This is a genomic window from Pseudomonas sp. GT1P32, assembly GCF_054897805.1.
In genome coordinates this window covers 846079-869973 of sequence record NZ_CM142704.1, presented here as the reverse complement: position 1 = coordinate 869973, position 23895 = coordinate 846079, and the positions used below count along the sequence as shown (strand labels likewise).

Sequence of the window (23895 nt, the reverse complement as noted above, 5' to 3'; positions counted from 1 at the left end):
GAACGTCGCGCTGCCTCTTATAGATAGCAGATTTTCGGGTCTGCGCAGGCGACAACCGAGCATGCAATCGCACTCACCCTACACCCATCAACACCGGTTGCGTGCGTTTGGCGTTATCATTGCGCAATTGAACCAGCCAACGAGGCAGATAGATGTCGGTAGCAAAAAGTGTCAACGGGTTCCTGATCAATCAGGCGAAAGACGGCCAATGGTGGGTAGCCAGCGTCGGCGGCGAGAATATCGCCGGGCCATTCCCGACTGAAGCGTTGGCGATTGAAGTGGCGTCTGTATTGGAACTCGAACACCCGGAGCCGAAGCGTCGCGGCAAGGACAAGTCCTGATCCGAAGCCGATTTGCATGACCAAGCCCTGCCTCGCGCAGGGCTTTTTTGTGATCGGATGAAACGAAGTGGCCTTTCGCTATAACCTTTTGATGCCGGCGCTGTCACAGGCTTAGCCCCATCACCCTGACGACGACCACGACATGAATAGATTTTTGCCTTTGATTGCGATATTGGCCCTGAGCGGCTGTGCCACCTCTGAAAAGACTTATCTGGGCAATGGCGAAACAGGCCTGTCCATCGACTGCTCCGGCGAAGCCAATTCCTGGGCCGCCTGCTATGAAAAAGCCGACGCCTCTTGCGCCGGCACCGGCTATCGAATCGTCGGCACCGACGGAACCCCTTCGACCAAGGAAAGCGACAAGACCCTGGGCGTCGACGTAGGCAACTACAAAAACCGCAGCGTTGTGGTGGTCTGCAAGTAAGGCGCCCTGCCCTACATGTGAATTTCGGCGAACTTGATCCCGAGACCGCGCACGGTCTCGATCAGATCGTCGAGACGACTGAAGGATTCGACTTCATCGTTATCGTCCACCAGAAAATAGCTGCGCCCGGCGCTTTTCTTGAAAAACACGATCCATTCCCCCGGATCAGCCGGATTTTGAATCACATGGGTAGCAGAGATGTGACCCTCTGCGTGCCGCTCCCGTACCTGCTCTCGCTTCATGCTCGACTCCAGAAATGACAATGCCGCCAAAGCGTTGCTTTGACGGCATCGATGCTGACTGTCGCTATTCTATCAGCCGGAAATGCACGCAGTAGCGGCATCGCGCACATCCATGGGGCGTAACGGCACATTGGAAATGCGCTCATGCAGCTTGATGCTGCTGCCACTGGAGCGTTCTTCGATATCGAATACGGCGGCCGGACCTGAAGAGAACTTCTGCGGCACGATGACCCGCACGCCGTCTTTGCCCTGCGGTTCGACCTGCAGGGCACCGCGGCTGCTGGCCAGTTTCTCGGTCAGGCATTGCGCGTACTCATGGGGCTTCTTGCCTGAAATCACGTTCATGGTGGGCAGCGTCTCGTTGATTTCCGAGACACTCGCACAACCACTCATCGCCAACGCCAATGGCACGAACCACGCCCCCCACTTCATAAAAAACCTCCGATAAAGACCCTCCGACAGCACAAATGCTGGTTTTCTCCGAGGCACACTGCATTTATCGCTCATAGAATTCCGAATAACTGTTTTTAATTGTCAAAGCGGAGCTCGACGACCGGATAATAACCCGTTCGGGCTGATAAACTGCGCCAATCGCCCATGCTATCGTTTTGATTTTGTAGAAAAAGCCCTTCTGGAGGCGCCTCATGAAATTTATCCACCAGCGCGAGCACCTCAACGAAGACGACATCGTCGTCATCCAGTGCTCGCAAATGTGCAACATCCGCTTGATGAACGACGCCAATTTCCGCAGCTTCAAGAATGGCGGCCGTCACACTTACCATGGTGGTGCATTTGACACCTTCCCGGCCCGAATTACTGCACCAAGCACCGGTTTCTGGAACATCACCATCGACACCGTCAACCGTCGGGCGATCAGCGTGACCCGCAAACCGACCCTGACCCACTCGATCAAGATCATTCGCCGCTCCACCACGAAACTGAGCTGAGCACCGCCCGACTCAAACACAGGCAGATATGACCGTGACCCAAACAACCAAGTACGTCATCAAATACAAACTCAACGGTGAACGCCGCTTCGAATTTGCCCAGCTTGAAAACGGCACCGAAGCAGAAGCCAGAGCCGCGCTGGACGCCATTCATGGCCAGGGCGAAGATGTCATCAGTGACATCAGCGTCAGCAAAGCGCTGTAACGGGATTCGGAGCGACAACCGGGATGTCTGCTCCGTCCGTTGAATTCGACCGCAAGCGCCGGAGTGTTCACGACGGCAGCGCTCCCTAGACTGGCCACCTCAACCCTGGGTTAAGGAGTCAGCACATGTTTAACGAGCGTACGCTCGATGCACTCGACTGGGACAGCCTGTACCAGCAACTCGATCAGGATGGCTGCGCCATCATCCGGTCATTGCTGAGCGCCGAAGAGTGTGACGACATCAGCGCGCTCTATGCGAAACCTGAGCCTTTCCGCTCACAGGTCATGATGGCCCGCCACGGCTTTGGCCGCGGCGAGTACAAATACTTCCGCTATCCGCTACCGGATCTCGTCTGCCGAATGCGCAATGCGCTTTACCCGCGACTGGTGCCGATTGCCAATCGCTGGTACGAGCAGATGGACTTGCCGATCCGTTTCCCTCCAAGGCACGAGGCGTTCCTTGAGCGCTGTCATGCCGCCGGTCAGGAGCGCCCAACGCCGTTGTTGCTGCAATATGGGCCACAGGACTACAACTGCCTGCATCAGGATCTGTACGGTGAACATGTCTTCCCGCTGCAAGTGGCGATTCTTCTGTCAGAGCCAGGCGAAGATTTCACCGGCGGCGAGTTTGTACTGACCGAGCAACGGCCACGGATGCAGTCTCGTCCCCAAGTGATTGGCCTGAAGAAAGGTGACGGGCTGATCTTTGCCGTCAACCAACGGCCGGTCAAAGGCGTTCGCGGCTTCTACCGGGTCACCTTGCGCCATGGGGTCAGTCGCCTGCACAGCGGAAAACGGCATACCCTTGGAATCATCTTTCACGATGCGACATGACCCCATGACCCCGAGCACATTCGACCTGTTTGCCGACGCCGAGCCGGAGCAGCTACCTCGGCGCGAGCAGATCGGCGAACAGTCCTGCGTACTGAGAGGCTTTGCCCTGCCCTGGCTGGATCGATTGCTGCCGGCACTGGAAGCGGTTCTGGCCGCCGCACCGTTTCGGCAGATGGTCACGCCCGGCGGCTTCATCATGTCGGCAGCCATGAGCAGTTGCGGCACCTGGGGCTGGACCACCGACCGCAGCGGTTATCGCTACACCCACAATGATCCGCAAACCGACGCGCCCTGGCCGGCTATGCCCGAAGTGTTTTTGGCGCTCGCACAAGCGGCGGCGCGCGAAGCCGGCTTTGCTGATTTCGTGCCCGATTCCTGCCTGATCAACTGTTATGTCCCCGGCGCCAAAATGTCATTGCATCAAGACAAGGATGAAGCGTCCTACGCAGCGCCGATCGTTTCGGTCTCCCTGGGCTTGCCGGCGATGTTCCTGTTCGGCGGGTTTGAACGCAGCGATAAAAGCCAGCGAGTACCGCTGTTGCATGGCGATATCGTGGTCTGGGGCGGCGTTGATCGCTTGCGTTATCACGGTGTCTTGCCGATCAAGGACGGTCAGCACCCGCGCATGGGCGAGCAACGGATCAACTTCACGTTTCGTACCGCAAAATGAATCTCGAATTTGACCGCAAGCCCCGGAGTGCGACGACTGCGCCACCTGATTAATCTGAATCAAACAGGTCAACGGACAAGAAGCCATGACACGCCAATCGACAAGAATCGCCACCGAAAACGATCCGCGCTGGGCCGCAGTCGTCGCACGCGATCCCCGCGCAGACGGGCAGTTTGTGTATGCGGTGAAAACCACCGGCATCTATTGCAGCCCCAGCAGTCTGGCGCGCTTACCCAAGCCGCAGAACGTCGAATTCTTCGACACCGCCGAGCAAGCCCAGGCGGCCGGTTACCGCCCGAGCAAACGCGCGGCGAAGGATCAAAGTGACGTCGCCGCGCAACATGCCGCAACAGTGGCTGCCGCGTGCCGTCAGATCGAGAGCGCAGAGCATCTGCCGGCACTGAGTGAGTTGGCGGACGTGGCGGGCCTGAGCAGCTTCCACTTTCACCGAGTGTTTAAAGCCGTGACCGGGCTGACGCCCAAGGGCTACGCCACGGCCCACCGTTCACGCAAGGTTCGCCAACGCTTGATCGATGGAGGCTCGGTGACCGATGCCTTGTATGACGCCGGTTTCAACTCCAACAGCCGATTTTATGAGGCGGCGGATCAATTGTTGGGGATGAAACCTGGCGACTACCGCGCCGAAGGCCAGAACAACGACATTCGGTTTGCCGTGGGCCAGTGTTCTTTAGGGGCGATTCTGGTGGCGCAAAGCGAACGCGGCGTGTGCGCGATTCTGCTGGGTGATGATCCGCACCAATTGGTGTGCGACCTGCAGGACAAGTTTCGGCGGGCCAATCTGATCGGCGCCGACCACGGGTTCGAGCAGTTGATCGCCCAGGTTGTCGGGTTTATCGAAGCGCCGGCCATCGGCCTGGACTTGCCTCTGGATGTGCGCGGTACGGCGTTTCAGGAGCGCGTCTGGCAAGCCCTGCGGGAGATTCCTGTCGGCAGCACCGCCAGCTACGCCGATATCGCGCAGCGCATCGGCTCGCCGAAAGCGGTGCGCGCCGTGGCCCAGGCCTGCGGCGCGAACAGCCTGGCGGTGGCGATCCCGTGCCATCGCGTGGTGCGCAGCGACGGCAACTTGTCGGGGTATCGTTGGGGCGTGGAGCGCAAGCGGCAGTTGTTGGAGCGCGAAAGCCAATAAATTAAAAAATCGCAGCCTGCGGCAGTCGCAGGCTGCGATTTTTGCTTTTTAGCGATTCACATCCACCACCACACGGCCACGCAGCTGACCGGCGAGCAATCGCGGTGCCGCATCGATCGCCTCACTCAAACCGATTTCGTGGCTGATCAGCGGCAGCAAGGCAAAATCCAGATCCGTGGCCAGACGGTTCCAGGCCAGTACCCGTTTGGCTTTGGGCTGGGTCACGCTGTTGATTCCGGCCAGGGTCACGCCGCGCAAAATGAACGGGGCGACAGAGGCCGGGAAGTCCATGCCTTGCGCCAGACCGCACGCGGCGACAGTGCCGTTGGCTTTCGTGCTGGCACAGGCGTTGGCCAGGGTGTGACTGCCAACCGAGTCGATCACGGCCGCCCAACGCTCTTTGGCCAGTGGTTTTCCCGGCTCGGACAATGTCGCGCGGTCGATGATTTCGCTGGCACCCAATTGCTTGAGGTAGTCGTGTTCGGAGGTGCGGCCAGTGGACGCGACCACCCGGTAGCCGAGCTTATTCAACAGCGCGATAGCGAAACTGCCGACACCGCCGTTGGCGCCGGTGACCAGAACATCACCCTGCTCAGGCGTCACACCGTTATGTTCCAAGGCCAGGATGCTCAGCATCGCCGTGTAACCGGCCGTGCCGATCGCCATTGCCTGGGCGGCGGTGAACTCCCGAGGCAGCGGAATCAGCCAGTCACCATTCAGGCGCGCCTTCTGCGCCAATCCACCCCAATGCCCTTCACCTACTCCCCAGCCATTGAGTACGACTTGATCACCGACCTTGTAGTCCGGATGCCCACTGACTTCGACAGTCCCCGCCAGATCAATGCCCGGCACCATCGGGAATTTTCGCACCACCGGGCTACTGCCGGTGATCGCCAGACCGTCCTTGAAGTTCAGCGTGCTGTACGCCACACGCACTGTCACATCGCCCTCGGGCAGTTGATCGTCATTGATCTCTTGCAGTGTGGCCCGGTAACCGCTGTCGTCTTTGTCGATCAAAATGCCTTGGAACATTGTCGTCTCCTGTCAGATCATTCAGTTGTCGTGCTACTGGAATATCACACTGCAACCTTTTGCCGTACCCGACTTTAAGCCAATCCAGGAATGCCACATCCAAAAACCCGATTGGTCTTGCGCCTGTCTTTGCTGATACAAGTCCCGTTCTACAGCCCTTCCCCGTCATGACCCGGAGAACCTTGAAATGAGCCAATGGCCAGACACCCGAATTATCGATTTGCTGGGGATCGAACTGCCGATCATCCAGGCTCCGATGGCTGGCGCAACCGGTTCGGCCATGGTCATCGCCGCGAGCAATGCCGGCGGCCTGGGCTCGATGCCCGCGGCCATGCTGACCACCGAGCAGTTGCGCGAAGAACTGAAGACCATTCGCCAACACACTCAGCGCCCGATCAACGTCAACTTCTTCTGCCATCAGCCGCCCGCTGCCGACGAGCAACGTGCCCGGGACTGGAAGAATCTGCTGGAGCCCTACTACCGCGAACTCGGCGTGGATTTCGACGCGCCGACACCCGTGTCCAATCGCGCGCCGTTCGATAACGCGACCTGTGAAGTGATCGAAGAATGTCGCCCCGAAGTGGTGAGCTTTCACTTCGGCCTGCCGGAAAAATCCCTGCTGGACCGCGTCAAGGCGACCGGGGCGAAAGTGCTGTCTTCGGCAACGACTGTCGAAGAAGCCATCTGGCTTGAGCAGCATGGCTGCGACGCGATCATCGCCATGGGTTACGAAGCCGGTGGCCATCGGGGCATGTTTCTCAGCGACGACTTGAGCAGCCAGGTGGGCCTTTTCGCGCTGCTGCCGCAAATTGTCGACGCGGTGAAAGTTCCGGTGATTGCCGCTGGCGGTATTGCCGATGCACGGGGCGTGGCGGCGGCGTTTCTGTTGGGCGCGTCCGCGGTGCAGGTGGGCACGGCGTATTTGTTTACGCCGGAAGCCAAGGTCAGCGCCTCTCATCACAAGGCGTTGCGCACGGCCAAAGAAAGCGAGACTGCCGTCACCAACATTTTCACCGGCCGCCCGGCACGCGGGATTCTCAATCGCGTGATGCGCGAGCTCGGACCGATCTGCGATAAAGCACCGGCCTTCCCGTTGGCAGGTGGGGCGTTGATGCCGTTGCGGGCAAAGGGCGAAGCGGATTTCAGCAACCTTTGGGCCGGGCAGGCGTTTACGTTGGGGGTCGAGATGACGACAGCAGAATTGACGCAACGTTTGGCCCAAGACGGCTTGGCGAAACTGTTGCACCGCTAGGCACAAGATTGTGGCGAGACGCTTCGCCGCAGTGCAATCGAGATCAACACATTCCGTTTGCAGGCAATTCGCTATATATTCCGCTATATAGCGTTTTAACCCCTCGCTGTCCCTGCCTACAACGGAGCCGTTTCATGACCATTCGTGCCTCACGTTTTGCCCCTACTTGCCTGGCAAGCCTGCTCGCTGTGTTCGCCATTGGCGCGGTCCAGGCGGACGATGTCCAGGTCGCCGTCGCGGCCAACTTCACCGCGCCGATCCAGGCTATCGCTGCCGATTTCGAGAAAGACACCGGGCACAAACTGGTCACCTCCTTTGGTGCAACCGGCCAGTTCTATACGCAGATCAAGAATGGCGCACCGTTCGAAGTGTTCCTTTCGGCGGACGACACCACCCCGCAAAAACTCGAAGCCGAAGGCGACACCGTCAAGGGCTCGCGCTTCACCTACGCCGTTGGCACCCTGGCGCTGTGGTCGGCCAAGGAAGGTTACGTCGATGCCAAAGGGGATGTGCTGAAAAAGAACGAATATCAGCATCTCTCCATCGCCAACCCGAAAGCCGCCCCTTATGGCCTGGCTGCCACCCAGGTTCTGGCCAAGCAGGGCCTGACCGACAAGGTCAAAGACAAGATCGTTGAAGGCCAGAACATCACCCAGGCTTATCAGTTTGTCTCAACCGGTAACGCAGAACTGGGCTTTGTCGCCTTGTCGCAGATCTACAAAGACGGCAAAGTCACCAGCGGTTCGGCGTGGATCGTTCCAGCCAGCCTGCACGACCCGATCAAACAAGACGCGGTGATCCTCAACAAAGGCAAGGACAACCCGGCCGCCAAGGCGCTGGTTGACTACCTCAAAGGTCCGAAAGCCGCTGCTGTCATCAAATCCTACGGTTACCAACTCTAAATGACGCTGACGAGTGCCGATTTTTCCGCCATCTGGTTGACCCTGAAACTCGCGTCCCTGACGACGGTTATCCTGCTGGTGATCGGCACTCCGATTGCGTTATGGCTCTCGCGCACTCAATCCTGGCTGCGCGGCCCGGTCGGGGCGATTGTCGCCCTGCCCCTGGTGCTGCCGCCCACGGTGATCGGTTTTTATCTGTTGCTGGCGCTTGGCCCTAACGGCTTTATCGGCCACTTCACTCAATCGCTGGGGCTCGGCACCCTGACGTTCAGTTTTGCCGGATTGGTGATCGGCTCGGTGCTCTACTCGATGCCGTTCGTGGTCCAGCCGTTGCAAAACGCTTTTTCTGCCATCGGCACCCGCCCACTGGAAGTGGCTGCGACCTTGCGCGCCAACCCCTGGGACACTTTTTTCAGCGTGATCCTGCCGCTGGCCCGACCGGGGTTCATCACCGCCGCGATTCTCGGTTTCGCCCACACCGTCGGTGAGTTTGGCGTGGTGCTGATGATCGGCGGCAACATTCCCGACAAGACCCGCGTGGTCTCGGTGCAGATCTACGATCACGTCGAAGCCATGGAATACGCCCAGGCCCACTGGCTGGCCGGGGCGATGCTGGTGTTCTCGTTTGCCGTGTTGCTGGCGCTGTACTCCAGCCGTAAAACCAAAGCGGGCTGGAGCTGATCGATGATTCGAACGCGCCTGAAACTGAAATATTCGGGGTTCGCCCTGAATGTGGACCTGCAACTGCCCGGCCGTGGCGTCACCGCGCTTTACGGCCATTCCGGCTCGGGCAAGACCACTTGCTTGCGCTGTATCGCAGGCTTGGAACGGGCCGAGCAAGGCTTTATCCAGGTCAACGATGAAGTCTGGCAGGACAGCGACAAGAATATTTTCGTAGCGCCGCACAAACGCGCGATCGGCTATGTCTTCCAGGAAGCCAGTCTGTTTACGCATCTGTCGGTGTTGGCGAACCTGCAGTTCGGCCTCAAGCGAATCCCCAAACACCAACGCCGCGTCGACATGGCGCACGCGACGGAACTGTTGGGCATCGGTCACCTGTTGGACCGCCATCCGCAGCACTTGTCGGGTGGCGAACGACAGCGTGTCGGTATCGCCCGCGCGCTGCTCACCAGCCCAAAACTGTTGCTGATGGACGAACCGCTGGCGGCGCTGGATTCGCAACGTAAAAGCGAAATCCTGCCCTACCTGCAAAGGCTGCACGATGAGCTGGACATCCCGGTGCTGTACGTCAGCCATTCCCAGGATGAAGTGGCGCGACTGGCCGACCACATCGTCCTCCTCAGCAACGGCAAAGCCCTGGCCAGCGGCCCTATCGGCGAAACGCTGGCCCGGCTCGATTTGCCTTTGGCGCTGGGCGATGACGCCGGCGTGGTGATCGAGGGCCACGTCAGTGCCTATGACGCCGACTATCAGTTGCTGACCTTGCAACTGCCAGGCACCGCTCTGAACATCCGCGTGACGCATACGCCGATGGACGCCGGCCAGGCGCTGCGTTGCAAGGTTCAGGCGCGCGATGTCAGCCTGAGCCTGCACAGCGTCGAGCAAAGCAGCATCCTCAACCGTCTGCCGGTGACCGTGATCAGTGAAATGGGCGCGGACAACGCCGCCCACGTGCTGATTCGCCTGGACGCAGCCGGTACGCCGCTGCTGGCGCGAATCACCCGCTACTCCCGGGATCAATTGCACGTGCATCCCGGCCAACAGCTCTGGGCGCAAATCAAAGCGGTGGCGGTGCTGGCGTAAATCCACTGGCACGACTGCACTGGCACGCGGTCAATGGCTGTAACGGCCCCTGATTCGTCGCCAAGGACTACCGCCATGCCCGATTCCGCGCTGACTGATGTGCTGCCACCGGACCTGCATTATGTCGATGACACCCAGCCCGGCATCGCCCGCAAGAAACTGCGCGGCAAGTTCTGCTACTTCGAGCCGGACGGAAAACGCATCACCGACCCGGACCAAATCAAACGCATCAACGCCCTCGCCGTACCCCCGGCCTACACCGACGTGTGGATTTGCGCCGACCCGCGTGGGCATCTGCAAGCCACTGGCCGTGATGCCCGGGGGCGCAAGCAATACCGTTATCACCCGCGCTGGCGCGAAGTGCGCGATGCCGACAAATACTCGCGCCTACGGGATTTCGGGCTCGCCCTGCCGAAACTGCGCAAACAGCTTGAAACGCTGTTGGCTGCGCCGGGCTTCAGCCGCGACAAGGTCATGGCCACGGTCATTACCTTGCTCGACGCGACACTGATTCGGATCGGCAACACACAGTACGCCCGGGACAACCGCTCGTATGGGCTGACCACCCTGCGCAACCGCCACGTCGAGGTCAACGGCAGTGCGATCCGATTCCAGTTCCGGGGCAAGAGCGGCGTCGAACACCAGATCACCGTGAAAGACCGGCGCCTGGCACGAATCATCAAGCGCTGCCAGGAGATTCCCGGGCAGAACCTGTTTCAGTACCTGGATGAAAGTGGTGAGCGGCACACCGTCAGTTCCTCCGACGTCAACGCCTACCTGCAAACCCTTACCGGCGCCGACTTCACCGCCAAGGATTACCGCACCTGGGCAGGTAGCGCGCTAGCGTTGTCGGTGTTGCGCGGTTTGCAGTGGGAACCGGAGTCAGACGCCAGGCGGCATGTGGTGGAGATGGTCAAGAACGTCGCCAGGCAACTTGGCAACACCCCGGCAGTTTGTCGCAAGTGCTACATCCACCCGGCGGTGCTCGAGGGTTTTCTGTTGGGGGCATTGGCCGAGTTGCCGCGCCCGAGAACACGTAAAGGCCTGAGGGCCGAGGAAGTCGGGCTGGCGATGTATTTGGAGAAGATGATCGAGACGACTCAACCGACGAACTGACCTGTCCATTTTTTGCGCGATCGCAAATGACTTCTATAGTTGATGTGACACGAATTAGCTTCGAGTGACGCCATGGAAGACATTTACGTTGTTAAATGTTGCAACAAGATCATCGTTCATGGTCGCCGAGCCGGGGAAGTCCAACATCAGCCACCTGACGCTGCCGTCTGGTTTCGCATCGTCGATACCCGGACTAAAGGGTTCATCGGTGACGGCTACGATCTTGAGGAAAAAGCCCAACGCAAGTGCGATTGCCTCAATGCCAGATCGCAAGTGACGGCCCGACAAGGCTGAAGTCCGGGTCTATACTGAAAATGGCTGAGGGAACAGCGACCCCATCGGCAGAAAGCTCGCTCCTAGCGGGCTTTTTGCTGCCACTGCCAGGTTTCTTGAACGGAGGTGTTTGCCATGTCCGAAAAAGAGTCCATCACCACCCTGCTCACCCTGCTCGACTCGCGCCAGGTTCGCTTGGCCGCGGCGTGCAAGGAAATCGCCGACTGGGTCGATCATCAAGGCGGGCACCCGACTGCCCTGAGGATTCGTGATCGCCTGAACGACATCGAGAAGGACACACCGCTGATTCGTAACACGTTGTCTTCGCTCAAACCTGTCGAGCCGCCGCTGCCGCGGTTCAGATGATTCGATCTGGACTCCGGACACGAGCGCACGGCCAGGACGCATGAACGGCGACGATGATCGTCACCGGGTGCGTCCTTGCCTGATCACCTGCCGCTGAACCCCAAACCCGGCCCGGTACCGGGATTTTTTTTGCCCGATCATTTCACACAGCCTTCACAACTCACGTCTTACTGTGGCCCTACTCCTTTTGAAATATCCCTTGGCCCGCCCGCATGCGGGCCTTCTTTTTGCTCGCCTGCGCTCAACGAACGTCATCACTCGCGAGAGGTCAAACGGTCACACGTCACGAAGGAGGCGTCTGATGGTTACTCACTTCAAAGTTGCCGGACATCTGGCTTGCGGCCACAAGGGCAGCAAGCTCACCTCAACCACTGAACTGAACCGAGTGAAATGCAGAAGTTGCCGAAACACCGATGCATACAAGGATGCACGCAAAGACCAACGCAACGCGGCACGCCGCGCCGCACGCAAGGCCAAAGTCACTCACGCTGCCAATGACTGGCGCACAGCATGGGTCGAACGGCTCACCGCCATGGCCGGACTGCAACGGTTGCCCCGTGGTTTTAGCGGTCAACCATTCGTTTAACGGACAGGTTCGGCGGCTGAAGCGCGTTCGCTCGGCCCGGCCGCCGGCCCCATGATTTCACACAAAGACATCCGCTTGAACGCTTCGACCAGCGCGCGCCCCTCCTCGGGGGCGCATGAGATGGCCAGGCGCATGGTCGCCTCGCCCAGACTCCAGATCAGAAACGCACATTTCGGCGATTTCACTCTGTTCGCCGCACGGCGGCTACGGGTGTCTGGGGTTGAGATTCGCCGAATAGATTATTCGACGATCAGTTCAATAGCGCTGTATGCCATTTCATTTTTGGCGATAAGCGTTTTCCTCAGCTAGGGTTTCTATCGCATCGATACTGCGCCGACGATGTGGGTAGGCGCCTGATCAAGGAGGAACGAATGACACCGATCCGTGAGGCGGAAAAAACCTACCGCCGCTGGTCCAGCCCGATCCTGCTGGAACTCAAGGAAAGAGAACATCAGCTCGACCCGGTAGATCGTGAGGCTCTGCAGAATGTTTTGGTAGAGAGAAGGCTCGTTGACACCGGCAACCCTTCCGGCACTGATCGACGCAAGGCGAATCAGCCTGCTGACAAAAGCGGCAAGTGAAAATAGTTGACCGGAAACAAACAAGGGTTTGCATCAGCTTTCGCTCGCAAACCCTTGATTTTATAAATTACGGTAAGAGACCCACTCAAGCCGGTTCGCAGGTCAGTCTCCACGACTGCTCAAACATCTCCCAGGCCTTTCGGCTTTCAAACTCTTCCTCCAGTAAAACTCTGTTATCGCGAGGAAGTGCGATGAACCTTGAAAAACCGACCATTCCCCCGAAGCTGTTTCTACTGTTCACCTCGCCGCAAAATACCGCGTGATGGGGATCAATATTCCTGAACACCGCGGATTGAGGGTCTTTCAGATAGTCTCTGACAAGGTTTTTAGCCTGGTACTCCATGTAGTAATTGAAGTAGGCATACCTTGACGCGTAGGCCGCACTCGCCAGAACGATGCCCGATACCATCAGGTACTTAAGTGTCTTCCATGCCATCCTGGGCCTCGCAAGAAGATGAAGTCGGCAAAGTGATCGTTCGCAGAACACATCAAAAAATAGCCGAGAAAAAATGAAAAAGGCCTGCGTGAGGTATCTCACGCAAGCCTTTGATATTCATGGTGCCGAAGCCGGAATCGAACCCTGCTCTTTGTCGCTGAAAATAAAGGAAAATTTTAAGTTCGAAAACTTCTCTACCTCTATGTGTACCCTCATTGGGCTTTTCCAATGGTACGACTGGAACGCAGTTGGGCACCGCGCAGACAAAAAATCGGATGTTTTTCGTTCTTTTTGGAATTCAGTAGAACACTGCAGCGCAATATTTTGAACGCGAAACGAGACTCGCATCTGGCGTCCGGCCCATTGGAATCTAAGGGGTTTCTTTTCTTTCCGAAACAGAAAAATGCTCAACTCTGGACTTGTCTTTGGGATGTATCAAGAGCAAAAAAGGAGTGATTCTAGATGGACTTGCCCCTACAAAACCAGACACCAACTCCCTGTTAAATTGATGCGACTACCAAGCGCCTGAACTCCCTCGGTGAGCGATAGTTCAAAGCGCTGTGCGGATGCTGCTCGTTGTAGTGTTCGAAGGCAATTGCCAGGTTGCGCAGCACCGTTTCTCGATCCGGCTTGGGCATGTGCGCCACGTAGCCGTCGAAGATGATGATCTGCACGCACCAAAACAGCAGGCGCCCTTGAAAGGCATTGAAACTGGCGCTGTCGAGCAGCGCCTGTATATCGATCGTTTTTCTTGTATTGTTATCAAGCCGGGGGCACCGCCGCCTCCGGTATCGAGCATCAGACACAGGTGCTCAGAGACTCCCAACCGAGAAGCGCTCGTGCCTCGGCCACGTCAGCGTCCAGATCGTGGTTCCACAGCCAGTCAAAGCGGCTCTCCAGCTTCGAAGAAAGGGCCAGCTCATTGTCGCCCAGGGCGGGATCGCGCAGCTCATACAACTCTCCGGCCTCCCAGGAGGTGCGTTGCACGCGGCATGCTCGGGGACGGCGCAAGGCATCGTAGGCGGCCAACAGAGGAGAGAGGTTGTCGATGTTCACCTGCGGATCGCCGAGCATTCGTGCCAGGAAGTAGGCATCTTCCAGGCCTTGTCCGGCGCCGGCACCTTGGTGCGGCAACATGGCGTGGGCGGCATCACCGATCAGGGCAACGCGACCATGCACGTACCCCGGCAGCTCAGCCAGGTCATGCAGAGCCCAGTGGGTGGGGGTGGGGATGCATTCCAGCAGGACGCGAGCTGCGTCGCCCCAGCCTGCGAAAGCATCGAGCATCTCGTGCTGGCTGGTCTCGCGCACCCAGGCAGCGCCCTGCGGCCAGAGCGGGTCCGGCCGGCTGCGGTCGGAGGTGAAGGCGACCACGTTGATGATGCGGCCCTGCTTCACTGGGAAGGTCAGGATGTGACCGTCGAGCCCCAGATACATCTGCGGCACGTTCACCAGATGCTCGTCGATGCCATGGGCGCGGTAGGCTTCCCGTAGTTGGCGGCTGTCAATCATCCCGCGATAGGCGCAAGTGCCGGTAAAGCGCGGTGCAACGGGGCGCTCTCCCAGCCCTTCCAGCACATGGTTGCGGATTGCTGACTTGATACCATCGGCGGCTATCAGCAGGTCGCAACGGTAATCGGTGCCATCAGAAAAAATCACACGGGCGTCATTGCCCTGCTGCTCGATCTGAGCAGCGCGCTTGTTGAAGCGTGCGACGCCCTTGGGGAGTTGGCTGGCCAGGGCATCGAGGAAATCCGCGCGGTGCACCGATGACTGGCCGACTCCCGGCGCCACGCTGGCGCCCAGGTACCCGGCATCGCTGGCTCGACGCCACTCGAACCACACATCCTGCCAGGGCTCGGCCGTGCGATCAGCGATCTTCAAGTAAAGCTCGCCAATGCCGAGCCCGGCGATGGCACGCACCGCGTTGGCTCCGAAGGACACTCCTGCGCCAACTTCGCCAAAAGCTGCTGCGGCTTCGAACAGCTGAACGTCAAGGTGAGATTGCCGGCACAGGTCCAAGGCCAAGGCAACCCCTGAGATGCCGCCACCGACAATGCCTATACGCAAGGCAGGTTTGTTGTTCATGTTCGTACCCATGATGTTGTTGGAGTGGGACCGATCATGGCGAACGCAGTAATATTGATAAATACACCAATCCATATACAGAGTATTACGGATGTGAATGTTACTGTCGTCCCGACTGGCGATTTCCCGGTATGCCGCAACCGCGCGAGGGCTTATGGAACTACGTGATCTCGACTTGAATTTACTGCTGGTCTTTCACCAATTGCTGGTGGACCGGCGCGTGTCCACCGCTGCAGAAAACCTCGGCTTGACCCAGCCAGCCGTCAGCAACGCCCTGAAACGTCTGCGTACCGCGCTACAGAACGACCTCTTCGTGCGTACCTACCAAGGCATGGAGCCGACGCCCTATGCTGCGCAACTAGCCGAGCCTGTCGCCCTCGCCATCCAGACGCTGCGCGACGCACTGCAACGTGAGGACAGCTTCGACCCGCAGACCAGCGAACGCACCTTCACCATAGCGATGACCGACATCGGCGAAATTTACTTCATGCCCAGGTTGATGGACGCGCTTGTCCGCCTGGCGCCAAAATGCGTAGTCAGCACCGTGCGCAACAGTTCTGTGAGCCTGGTAGAAGCCCTGCAGAACGGCACCGTCGACCTGGCAGTGGGCCTGCTGCCCTACCTGCAAGCGGGCTTTTACCAGCGTCGACTGTTCCACCACAGCTACGTCTGTCTGTTCCGCAAGGACCACCCGGTCACCCGCGAACCACTAACCCTGGAACGCTTCTGCTCGTACGGCCATGTGCGGGTAATCTCCGCCAATACCGGCCACGGAGAAGTGGACAGCCATATGGCCCGCATCGGTATCCAGCGCGATATCAGGCTGGAAGTGCCTCACTTCGTTGCCGTCGGCCACATCCTACAGCGCACCGATCTATTGGCTACCGTCCCCGAACGCTTTTCCGCATGCTGCGTGGAGCCCTTCGGCCTCACCGCGCGGCCCCATCCGGTCGAGTTGCCGGAAATTGCCATCAATCTGTTCTGGCACGCCAAGTACCACAAGGAGCCAGCTAATCGCTGGCTGAGGCAGTTGATGTTCGAGTTGTTCTCCGATTGATGTCCGGTTCTGCCGGCAGCGGAGCGAATCGCGTCTGGGGCTAGTGTCACGACAAGAATAAGGTCGCCGAACTTGAGATGACTAAGGCTGCACTGATGGTCGGTCTTTGCCAAGCGAGTGCAATAGGTGGTCGATGTGCAGATTTACATAATGGGACACAGCGTAGGAATTGGCGCGTCGGAATACACAACTGCTTTCACTCAGCAGACAAATGCTCAATTTTGAATTTGCGAAAACCATCACCAATATCACTACTGGCGCTTAATCCCTATTGAAAGAGTGCCGACTACGAGGCAGAACGAAGCCGGATCCTTTCGCCGGCTGAGCTGTTGGAACTGCACAACCGCTTCCAGCAAATGACCGCCGATTTGTCCACGGTTCAACTGGGGCATGCCAGCCTGGTCAGTGTTTTACGTTCGGCTTTGGAGCGTCATTCGCTGGATGCCCGTCATCTGGTCCTTGAAGTCACCGAGTCCACTGCCATGCGCGATGCCGAGGCCAGTCTGGTAATCCTGGAGCAACTGGTGGAACTGGGGCTGAGCATCTCCATCGATGACTTCGGAACGGGCTACTCCAGCCTGCTCTACCTTAAACGCCTACCCGCCAATGAACTGAAAATCGACCGGGGTTTTGTCACCGAATTGGCTCAGGGCAATGACGATGCGGCAATTGTTTCGGCAATCATCTCGCTGGGTCAAACCCTGGGGCTCAAAATTGTGGCCGAAGGCGTGGAGACTGCAGAACAGCAAGAATTGCTCACTCGATTAGGCTGTCATACTTTGCAGGGCTTTTTACTGGGTAGCCCCTTGCCAGCAGAGTTGTTGGTCAAAAGTCTGAGTGCAACAGCGATTCCCGAGGCTATAGCGTCAGCTTGATGCGTTGTAGAACTACCGGAAGAAAACGGCCAAAAGTTTGCACCGACTGAATCCTCGACTGCTGAACTCGACAAGGAGACGCTGAATGCTGGTCAGGATCGCCGGTAAGCGGGATATCACGGCGGACCGCGGTCCGGTGTCGTCTATTACGACAATGGAACAACCGTTAGCCTGTTTGATTCGACCGTCGCAGTCATCTGCATAGCCTGCGGATAAGCCAGCAAACACTCAGCGATGGCAGGCTCCAGCTCAACCCGCACTCGCCTTGTCAGGGCCCGAGCACCGAAGCGTGGGTCATGCTTTCGGCACAGCCAGGCGCTTGCCGCAACGTCCAGGACCAGCGTACGGCGATGCTGATCGAGACGTTGGTTGAGCTTGTTCAGTTCGATCTGCAACAACGCTTCCAGCCATTGGGTTTCGATACGTTGGAAAACCAGGATGCGATCGATACGGTTTAGAAATTCCGGTTCGAACCAGGCGTGCAACGCTAACTCCAACACAGCCTGCTCACCTTGTGGGGCGATGCCGAGCCAGCGCCGCCAACCGCGTGAAAAATGTTCCCGGTAGGTGGTCGCTTGCCGGGCTCCAATGTTGCTGGTCATGAAGATCAGGCTATTGCGAAAATCCAGCGTTCGGCTACCGCCAGCCAAGGTCAGTTGGCCGTTCTCAAGAATGCCCAACAAGCTGCGCACCACTTCCTTGCTGGCCTTTTCCAGTTCATCGAACAGCACGATGCCTGGGCGACTGTAGGTGCCTTGAATCAATTCGCTGTTGAACAGACTGACGCCCTCTTTACTCCCCACATAACCAGGTGGCGCGCCGGTGAGCGCCGCCGAGTAATGCTCCTGGGCCAAAGTGTGCATGTCGATGCGACAAAAAGCATCGGCGCGACCGTGTATGGCCAGTGCCAGCAGACGGACGATTTCAGTCTTGCCGACACCGGTCGGCCCCATGAACAGGTTCACCGTCAACGGCCTCTCACGTTCACCAATATCGACCTTAACCACGTTTAGCAACGCCTCGACCGCGCTCAAGGCTTGTTCTTGGCCGACAATTCGACTGCGCAACAACGCCATAACTTGGACGGGACTGAAGACGAAGCGTGAGGTCAACAAATCTGCTGCCGGTGATGCGCTGGTCAGGCTCGGCTGTGGGTGGTTTGGGTCGATGCGATCATTCACGAAAGTCATGGTTTAGCCGGCGTGTTTTTCTTTACCGTCGTGGGGAAGTTCTCCCACCGGGCAATGAGCCACGCCGACGGTGCTACGGGTAAGTTTTTCGACGTTTTCCTGGGCTTTCTGCGCATCCAGTACCCAGGTGCGGTAAAAGTCGAACGGGCAGTCAGCCACTCCCTTGTCGCCGTCCCCGGAGTTATAGACCCCGGTGTAACCGCGATGCAGCAACTTGAACAAATGATTCTGTGATTGGTCGTTCGCTCGCGCATCGCGGATTTGCGAAACGGACAATTGTGCGTACTGAATGCCCATTTCCTCTTCACCGCATTCGCCCAGAGTGCGACCGTCGAAGCCAATAATCGCAGAGTGACCAAAGTAGGAATAAACCCCATCGAAGCCGGCAGCGTTGGCCACTGCCACATAGCAATTATTGGCCCAGGCCATGCTCTTGGACATCATCACCTGCTGCTCTTTAGCCGGGTACATATAGCCTTGGCACCGGACGATCAACTCCGCACCTTTCATTGCACAGTCGCGCCAGATCTCCGGGTAGTTGCCGTCATCACAAATGATCAAGCTGATCTGCAGGCCCTTGGGACCCTCGCAGACATAGGTCCGATCGCCCGGATACCAGCCTTCAATGGGGCACCAGGGAATGCACTTGCGGTACTTCTGGACGATTTCGCCCTGGTTATTGATCAACACCAACGTGTTGTAAGGGGCTTTGTGGGGATGCTCTTCATGGCGTTCACCAGTCAGCGAAAACACCCCCCACGTGTCGGCCGCACGGCACGCGGCGGAAAAGATCGCGGTTTCTTCGCCTGGAATGCTGGCGGCAGTCGCCATCATCTCATCGTGGTCGTACATGATGCCCATGGTGCTGTATTCAGGAAACACCACCAGGTCCATGCCAGGGAGACCGCTTTTCATACCGGTGATGATGTCGGCAATCTTGCGGGCGTTTTCAATGACCTCGGCCTTCGAATGCAGACGCGGCATTTTGTAATTGACGACCGCGACACCCACGGTGTCCGGGCTGCTGAAAATATCACCATGACGCATAAAATTTACCTCTGTTAATGGCTGATCATCCAAGGTCTGGAGCCGGTTTTACTCTTGAGCCCCTGTGGATTGGTTTTGGTCGGGGCCAGCGGTTTGTTCGGTGCGCAACAACTGCACCCACTGGGGTGACGACGGCTCTGCTGGTACTCGCCAAGGGTCTTCGGCGCGTGGGAGCTGCGCTCGTTGGTCGAAATAGCCTGACGCTGACTGCTCGACAACGTCGACAGCGCGGGAGCAGACAACATCAATCGCCCCCCAGGGCCCGCGCAGGACGGGCACTGGCATGGCTCGTGCCGCTGGGCCATAGGCCGCAACATCGTGAAAGAGCCACAGGTTTGGCATTCGTACTCATAGGTCGGCATGGCGCTCTCCAGGCATTGATCGGGCTCAGTCGTGTCTTAAAGATCCGGGGCGATCGGCAGATCGATACTGCCGTCGAGGTGTTTGATGGGGCCGTTGGCGTTGGGGTTGATGTCGAACTCGAAGATTTCGGTGGGCAACCAGAGGGTTGCGCAGGCGTTGGGAATGTCGACCACGCCGCTGATATGCCCTTGCACCGGCGCAGAGCCCAACAGTGCATAACCTTGGGCGGGCGAATAGCCAAACTTGGTCAGGTAGTTGATGGCATTCAGGCACGCCTGGCGGTACGCGACATTGACGTCCAGGTAGTGCTGCTTGCCGGCTTCATCCACCGAGATACCTTCAAAGATCAGGTAGTTTTGATAGGTCGGGATAATAGGACTGGGTTTGAACACCGGGTTCTTGATCCCGTACTTGGCCATGCCGCCCTTGATCAGCTCGACTTTCATATGCACCCAGCCGGCCATCTCGATTGCGCCGCAAAAAGTGATCTCGCCGTCGCCCTGACTGAAGTGCAGGTCCCCCACCGACAACCCGGCGCCTTTGACATAGACCGGGAAGAAAATCTTCGAGCCCCTGGACAAGTCCTTGATATCGCAGTTACCGCCATGTTCGCGCGGTGGCACGGTGCGTGCGCCGGTGGCCGCGGCATCATCCCGGGCCTGGTCCTTGAGCTTGCCCATGTGCGCGGTGGCGGCCAGCGGGGCGTTGGCCAGGGGCGGCACGCGGGTCGGGTTGGTGTCGATCAACTCCTGCTCGCGGCGGTTCCAGTCGCCGAGCATTACCGGGTCGGGCAGGCAACCGATCAATCCGGGGTGGATCAGGCCGGCGAAGTTGACCCCAGGAATGTGCCGTGAGCTGGTGAACATGCCTTTGAAATCCCAGATGGCTTTCTGTGCGCTGGGAAAGTGGTCCGTGAGGAATCCGCCGCCGTTCTGCCGCGAGAAGAAACCGTTGAAGCCCCACATGGATTCGGCCTTGGCGCCAATATCCAGCAGGTCAACCACCAGCAAATCCCCCGGCTCGGCGCCATGCACGCCCACCGGGCCGGACAGGTAGTGCACGGTGGACAGGTCGACGTCACGCACATCCGAGGCGTCGTCGTTGTTCTTGATCGCGCCGGCGGTCCAGTCATAGGTCTCGAGAATGAAGTCATCCCCCGGTTTGACCCAGCAGGCCATGGGAATGTCCGGATGCCAGCGGTTATGGATCTGTTCGTTCTCGGTGGCGGGCTGGTTGAGGTCGACTTTGATCAAGGTATCGGTCATGGCGAAGCTCCTGAACATTAGGGATATACCGCGTTGGAACCAGTCTCGGATGGCGGCACGAATCGGCCAATACGTTGGATGACGTACCCCTCACAGCGCTGGTAACCGAACCCCAATCGACGCCACGCAACAACGGGTACTGTGGGAGCCGGCTTGCTGGCGATGACGATCTCAACGCCGCCATCGCTGGCAAGCCAGCGCCTGCAAAGGGGGGTCAGACAAAACCATCGCACCGCCCGGCCGCGCCTACACGGAGAGGTAGCGACTGATGATGGCTTCGTCGACCTTGTCCCGGGTCTCTTCAATCACGAAGCGGCCCTTCTCGATCACCAGGAAGCGGTCGGCGATTTCCAGGGTGAATGACAGCACCTGCTCGGAGACCACAATGGTCAGGTCGCGCAGGTTGCGGATCTCTTTCAAAGTGCGGGCGATATCCTTGATGATCGACGGCTGGATGCCCTCGGTGGGTTCATCGAGCAACAACACCTTGGGATTGGTCGCCAGCGCCCGGGCAATGGCCAGTTGCTGCTGTTGCCCGCCCGAAAGGTTGCCACCCTTGCGCGAGCGCATGTCGTGGAGTACCGGAAACAACGCATAAAGATCTTCGGGTACATGGCCCCGGGCCGATGCCGGCAGGCCGGTCTGAATATTTTCCAACACCGTCATGCTGGGGAAAATCATCCGCCCCTGGGGCACATAGGCGATGCCGTGCTCCACCCGCTCGTGGGTCTCCAGGTTCGAGACTTCCTGGCCATCGACGCTGACCTGACCCCGCCACTGCGGAAGGATGCCCATCAGACTCTTGAACAGCGTGGTCTTGCCCATGCCGTTGCGTCCCATCACGGCGACGATTTCCCGCTTGGCCACGGCCAGGTCGAGGTCGTGGAGGATCTGACTCTGGCCGTAACCACAGGACAGCTTGTTTACGTTGAACATGCCTGCTTCCTCAATGGCCTAAATAGACTTCGATGACTTTCGGGTTGTTCTGCACCGACTCCATGCTGCCCTCGGCCAGGACCTTGCCCTGGTGGAGCACCGTGACCTTATGGGCGATGCTCTTGACGAACTCCATGTCGTGTTCGATCACCAGCACCGAGCGTCCCTGGCTGATGCGCTTGAGCAGTTCCGCAGTCTGTACGCGCTCGTTGACGCTCATCCCTGCGACCGGTTCATCGAGCATCAACAGGTCAGGGTTCTGCATCAGCAGCATGCCGATCTCCAACCACTGCTTCTGGCCGTGGGACAGCAGGTCGGCCTGCTGCTGCAGCAGTTCGCCGAGAAAGATCTCCCGCGCCACTTCTTCAACCCGAGCAATCACTGCGGCACTGCGTTTGAAGAACAACGCGCCAAACACCTTGCGCCCCGCCGGGTAGGACATCTCCAGGTTCTCGAACACCGTGAGGTTTTCGTAGATCGACGGATTCTGGAATTTGCGCCCGACGCCGGCACGGACGATGTTGTACTCGCGCATCTTGGTCAGTTCCTTTCCATCGAACTGGATGCTGCCGCTGGTGGCGCGGGTCTTGCCGCAGATCAGGTCGAGCACCGTGGTCTTGCCTGCGCCGTTCGGCCCGATCACCACCCGCACTTCATTGCGGTCGATGTACAGGTTGAGGTTGTCCACGGCCTTAAAACCGTCGAAGGACACCGTCAGCCCCTCGATAACCAGCACCGGCTTGTTCATTTGAAAACCCACGGCGGTCATGGCTGCGTCTCCAGCGAAGGACGTTCAGGAGCCGGGGTCGGCGGCGCAGTGCGCGGCGTTTCCGGCAGGGGCGCGGCAACGGCAGCTTGCTGCGGGGTACGCCGCAATAATCGGCCAAGGGTCTGGCGGCCATGGCTGTCCCAGAGTCCGGCCAAGCCATTGGGAAAGTACATGACCACCGCAATGAACAGCCCGCCCATCAGGTACAGCCACAGCTCGGGGAAGGACTCGGAGAAATAGGTCTTGCCATAGTTCACCAGCAAGGCCCCATACACCGCGCCGAGCAGCGACATGCGCCCGCCGACAGCGGCAAAGATCACCATCTCGATGGACGGCACGATGCCGACGAACGAAGGCGACATGAAGCCCACCTGCAAGGCGAACATGGCGCCGCCAATGGCCGAGAAGGCAGCGGCGATGCAGAACACAAAAATCTTGAAACTGGCCACGTCATAACCGGAGAAGCGCACCCGCTCCTCTTTGTCGCGCATCGCCATCAGCAGCCGCCCGAGCTTCGACGCGAGGACGAAGCGGCCGATGAAGATGCAGCCGAACAGCAAAGCCGCGTTAATGAAGTACAGAAGCAACTTGGCGCTGTCGCTGCGCAGGTCCCAGCCGAGTAGAGTCTTGAGATCGGTGATGCCGTTGACCCCGCCGGTCAGGCCCTGCTGGCCGACGATCAGCACCGTGAGAATCAGCGCGATGGCCTGGCTGACGATGGAGAAATACACATCCCCCACCCGCCGCTTGAACAGCGCCATGCCGATGATGAAGGCCAGCACTACCGGCACCAGGATCACCGCCAACAGGGTGAAGCTGAAACTGTGGAACGGTACCCAGAGCCAGGGCAGTTCGGTGATCTGGTTCCAATCCATGAAATCCGGAATGCCCGGCGTCGACTGGATTTTGGTGCTCTGCGGGTCGGAGGCTTCGAGCTTGAGAAACATCGCCATGCAGTAGCCGCCGACGCCGAAAAACACCCCTTGCCCGAGGCTGAGAATGCCGCCATAACCCCAACACAACACCAGGCCGACAGCGACGAAGGCATAGGTCAGGTACTTGCCCACCATGTTCAGGCGAAAGGCATCCAGGGTCAGCGGGAAGACCACGAAAATCAGCAGCGCCAACAGGGCCACGCCCAACAGGTTCTGCTTACCCCACAGCATCTTGTCTAAAAGCTTCATC

At 58.7% G+C, this 23895-nt stretch carries 29 protein-coding genes and 3 pseudogenes; 18 read left to right on the top strand and 14 right to left on the bottom strand.

Features of this window, described 5'->3' with window-relative positions; all coding sequences use genetic code 11:
• Positions 1-152: 152 nt before the first annotated feature.
• Positions 153-341 carry a hypothetical protein gene (locus tag ACYZUC_RS04130; protein ID WP_008031068.1) on the top strand — a complete coding sequence of 63 codons (189 nt, stop codon included), beginning with the start codon at positions 153-155 and terminating at the stop codon, positions 339-341.
• A 142-nt stretch (positions 342-483) separates the two neighbouring features.
• Positions 484-765, top strand: coding sequence for a hypothetical protein (locus ACYZUC_RS04125; RefSeq protein WP_461993781.1), 282 nt, complete (start codon positions 484-486; stop codon positions 763-765).
• Between the two features lie 11 nt (positions 766-776).
• Here the strand turns inward: ACYZUC_RS04125 and ACYZUC_RS04120 are convergent, their stop codons facing one another.
• Positions 777-1007, bottom strand: a complete 231-nt coding sequence (locus ACYZUC_RS04120) for a hypothetical protein (protein ID WP_008031064.1) — start codon at positions 1005-1007, stop codon at positions 777-779.
• Positions 1008-1079: 72 nt separating this feature from the next.
• Positions 1080-1439 carry a hypothetical protein gene (locus tag ACYZUC_RS04115; RefSeq protein WP_461993779.1) on the bottom strand — a complete coding sequence of 120 codons (360 nt, stop codon included), beginning with the start codon at positions 1437-1439 and terminating at the stop codon, positions 1080-1082.
• Positions 1440-1651: 212 nt separating this feature from the next.
• Here ACYZUC_RS04115 and ACYZUC_RS04110 point away from each other — a divergent pair, with 212 nt between their 5' ends.
• The 5 genes from ACYZUC_RS04110 (at position 1652) to ada (ending at position 4812) form a co-directional block, all read left to right on the top strand.
• Positions 1652-1954, top strand: a complete 303-nt coding sequence (locus ACYZUC_RS04110; protein WP_461993777.1) for a DUF1883 domain-containing protein — start codon at positions 1652-1654, stop codon at positions 1952-1954.
• A gap of 34 nt (positions 1955-1988) precedes the next feature.
• Positions 1989-2159: a hypothetical protein gene (locus tag ACYZUC_RS04105; RefSeq protein WP_461996830.1), complete on the top strand. Its 171-nt coding sequence runs from the start codon at positions 1989-1991 to the stop codon at positions 2157-2159.
• A 125-nt stretch (positions 2160-2284) separates the two neighbouring features.
• A complete protein-coding gene (locus ACYZUC_RS04100) occupies positions 2285-2992 on the top strand; it encodes a 2OG-Fe(II) oxygenase (protein ID WP_280161302.1) in 708 nt (235 codons plus the stop codon).
• A complete protein-coding gene (alkB, locus tag ACYZUC_RS04095) occupies positions 2982-3662 on the top strand; it encodes a DNA oxidative demethylase AlkB (protein ID WP_461993774.1) in 681 nt (226 codons plus the stop codon). Before ACYZUC_RS04100 ends, alkB begins: the two co-directional genes overlap by 11 nt.
• Positions 3663-3747: 85 nt before the next feature.
• A complete protein-coding gene (gene ada, locus ACYZUC_RS04090) occupies positions 3748-4812 on the top strand; it encodes a bifunctional DNA-binding transcriptional regulator/O6-methylguanine-DNA methyltransferase Ada (RefSeq protein WP_461993772.1) in 1065 nt (354 codons plus the stop codon).
• A 48-nt stretch (positions 4813-4860) separates the two neighbouring features.
• Here ada and acuI read toward each other — a convergent pair whose 3' ends face one another.
• Positions 4861-5844, bottom strand: a complete 984-nt coding sequence (acuI, locus tag ACYZUC_RS04085) for an acrylyl-CoA reductase (NADPH) (protein WP_461993770.1) — start codon at positions 5842-5844, stop codon at positions 4861-4863.
• Between the two features lie 187 nt (positions 5845-6031).
• On the opposite strand from acuI, the gene ACYZUC_RS04080 reads away from it, so the two are divergent.
• The 8 genes from ACYZUC_RS04080 (at position 6032) to ACYZUC_RS04045 (ending at position 12103) form a co-directional block, all read left to right on the top strand.
• Positions 6032-7096, top strand: a complete 1065-nt coding sequence (locus ACYZUC_RS04080; protein ID WP_461993768.1) for an NAD(P)H-dependent flavin oxidoreductase — start codon at positions 6032-6034, stop codon at positions 7094-7096.
• Between the two features lie 134 nt (positions 7097-7230).
• The gene (modA, locus tag ACYZUC_RS04075) at positions 7231-7998 is read left to right on the top strand and encodes a molybdate ABC transporter substrate-binding protein (protein ID WP_461993766.1); all 768 of its coding nucleotides are present in this window, start codon (positions 7231-7233) and stop codon (positions 7996-7998) included.
• On the top strand, positions 7999-8679 hold the full coding sequence (modB, locus tag ACYZUC_RS04070) for a molybdate ABC transporter permease subunit (protein WP_192416215.1): 681 nt from the start codon (positions 7999-8001) through the stop codon (positions 8677-8679). It abuts the gene before it with no gap.
• 3 nt (positions 8680-8682) lie between these two features.
• The gene (gene modC / locus ACYZUC_RS04065; protein WP_461993764.1) at positions 8683-9762 is read left to right on the top strand and encodes a molybdenum ABC transporter ATP-binding protein; all 1080 of its coding nucleotides are present in this window, start codon (positions 8683-8685) and stop codon (positions 9760-9762) included.
• 75 nt (positions 9763-9837) lie between these two features.
• Positions 9838-10878: a DNA topoisomerase IB gene (locus ACYZUC_RS04060; protein ID WP_461993762.1), complete on the top strand. Its 1041-nt coding sequence runs from the start codon at positions 9838-9840 to the stop codon at positions 10876-10878.
• 72 nt (positions 10879-10950) lie between these two features.
• Positions 10951-11172, top strand: a complete 222-nt coding sequence (locus ACYZUC_RS04055) for a hypothetical protein (RefSeq protein ID WP_461993761.1) — start codon at positions 10951-10953, stop codon at positions 11170-11172.
• A 114-nt stretch (positions 11173-11286) separates the two neighbouring features.
• Positions 11287-11517, top strand: a complete 231-nt coding sequence (locus ACYZUC_RS04050) for a hypothetical protein (RefSeq protein ID WP_008031039.1) — start codon at positions 11287-11289, stop codon at positions 11515-11517.
• A gap of 301 nt (positions 11518-11818) precedes the next feature.
• Positions 11819-12103 (top strand): hypothetical protein, encoded by a 285-nt coding sequence (locus tag ACYZUC_RS04045; protein ID WP_461993759.1) that lies wholly within the window; start codon positions 11819-11821, stop codon positions 12101-12103.
• On the opposite strand, the pseudogene ACYZUC_RS04040 reads toward ACYZUC_RS04045, so the two are convergent.
• Positions 12100-12270, bottom strand: a pseudogene (locus tag ACYZUC_RS04040) (TetR/AcrR family transcriptional regulator); the annotation flags it as partial. The gene ACYZUC_RS04045 and the pseudogene ACYZUC_RS04040 overlap by 4 nt on opposite strands.
• A gap of 204 nt (positions 12271-12474) precedes the next feature.
• On the opposite strand from ACYZUC_RS04040, the gene ACYZUC_RS04035 reads away from it, so the two are divergent.
• The gene (locus ACYZUC_RS04035; protein ID WP_461993757.1) at positions 12475-12684 is read left to right on the top strand and encodes a hypothetical protein; all 210 of its coding nucleotides are present in this window, start codon (positions 12475-12477) and stop codon (positions 12682-12684) included.
• Between the two features lie 85 nt (positions 12685-12769).
• Here ACYZUC_RS04035 and ACYZUC_RS04030 read toward each other — a convergent pair whose 3' ends face one another.
• The 3 genes and pseudogenes from ACYZUC_RS04030 to salA all read right to left on the bottom strand — a co-directional run bounded on the left by ACYZUC_RS04030 (position 12770) and on the right by salA (position 15208).
• A complete protein-coding gene (locus tag ACYZUC_RS04030) occupies positions 12770-13120 on the bottom strand; it encodes a hypothetical protein (RefSeq protein ID WP_461993755.1) in 351 nt (116 codons plus the stop codon).
• Positions 13121-13620: 500 nt separating this feature from the next.
• Positions 13621-13770: pseudogene (locus ACYZUC_RS04025) on the bottom strand (integrase core domain-containing protein); the annotation flags it as partial.
• A gap of 148 nt (positions 13771-13918) precedes the next feature.
• Positions 13919-15208 carry a salicylate 1-monooxygenase gene (salA, locus tag ACYZUC_RS04020; protein ID WP_461993753.1) on the bottom strand — a complete coding sequence of 430 codons (1290 nt, stop codon included), beginning with the start codon at positions 15206-15208 and terminating at the stop codon, positions 13919-13921.
• Positions 15209-15362: 154 nt separating this feature from the next.
• On the opposite strand from salA, the gene nahR reads away from it, so the two are divergent.
• Together nahR and ACYZUC_RS04010 are read left to right on the top strand one after the other, a co-directional pair.
• Entirely contained in the window at positions 15363-16265 is a 903-nt protein-coding gene (nahR, locus tag ACYZUC_RS04015) for an HTH-type transcriptional activator NahR (RefSeq protein WP_461993751.1), read from the top strand.
• A 356-nt stretch (positions 16266-16621) separates the two neighbouring features.
• Positions 16622-17140, top strand: a pseudogene (locus ACYZUC_RS04010) (EAL domain-containing protein); the annotation flags it as partial.
• A gap of 146 nt (positions 17141-17286) precedes the next feature.
• On the opposite strand, the gene ACYZUC_RS04005 reads toward ACYZUC_RS04010, so the two are convergent.
• From ACYZUC_RS04005 to urtC, 7 genes are all read right to left on the bottom strand, one after another.
• On the bottom strand, positions 17287-18330 hold the full coding sequence (locus ACYZUC_RS04005; protein ID WP_461993749.1) for an AAA family ATPase: 1044 nt from the start codon (positions 18328-18330) through the stop codon (positions 17287-17289).
• 3 nt (positions 18331-18333) lie between these two features.
• On the bottom strand, positions 18334-19377 hold the full coding sequence (locus ACYZUC_RS04000; RefSeq protein WP_461993747.1) for an aliphatic amidase: 1044 nt from the start codon (positions 19375-19377) through the stop codon (positions 18334-18336).
• A 14-nt stretch (positions 19378-19391) separates the two neighbouring features.
• A complete protein-coding gene (locus tag ACYZUC_RS03995) occupies positions 19392-19739 on the bottom strand; it encodes an FmdB family zinc ribbon protein (RefSeq protein ID WP_461993745.1) in 348 nt (115 codons plus the stop codon).
• Between the two features lie 36 nt (positions 19740-19775).
• Positions 19776-21005, bottom strand: a complete 1230-nt coding sequence (gene fmdA, locus ACYZUC_RS03990; RefSeq protein ID WP_461993743.1) for a formamidase — start codon at positions 21003-21005, stop codon at positions 19776-19778.
• Between the two features lie 246 nt (positions 21006-21251).
• The gene (gene urtE / locus ACYZUC_RS03985) at positions 21252-21941 is read right to left on the bottom strand and encodes an urea ABC transporter ATP-binding subunit UrtE (protein WP_461993741.1); all 690 of its coding nucleotides are present in this window, start codon (positions 21939-21941) and stop codon (positions 21252-21254) included.
• 10 nt (positions 21942-21951) lie between these two features.
• A complete protein-coding gene (urtD, locus tag ACYZUC_RS03980; RefSeq protein WP_003203582.1) occupies positions 21952-22710 on the bottom strand; it encodes an urea ABC transporter ATP-binding protein UrtD in 759 nt (252 codons plus the stop codon).
• Positions 22707-23894 (bottom strand): urea ABC transporter permease subunit UrtC, encoded by a 1188-nt coding sequence (gene urtC / locus ACYZUC_RS03975; protein ID WP_461993739.1) that lies wholly within the window; start codon positions 23892-23894, stop codon positions 22707-22709. Before urtC ends, urtD begins: the two co-directional genes overlap by 4 nt.
• Position 23895: the final 1 nt, after the last annotated feature.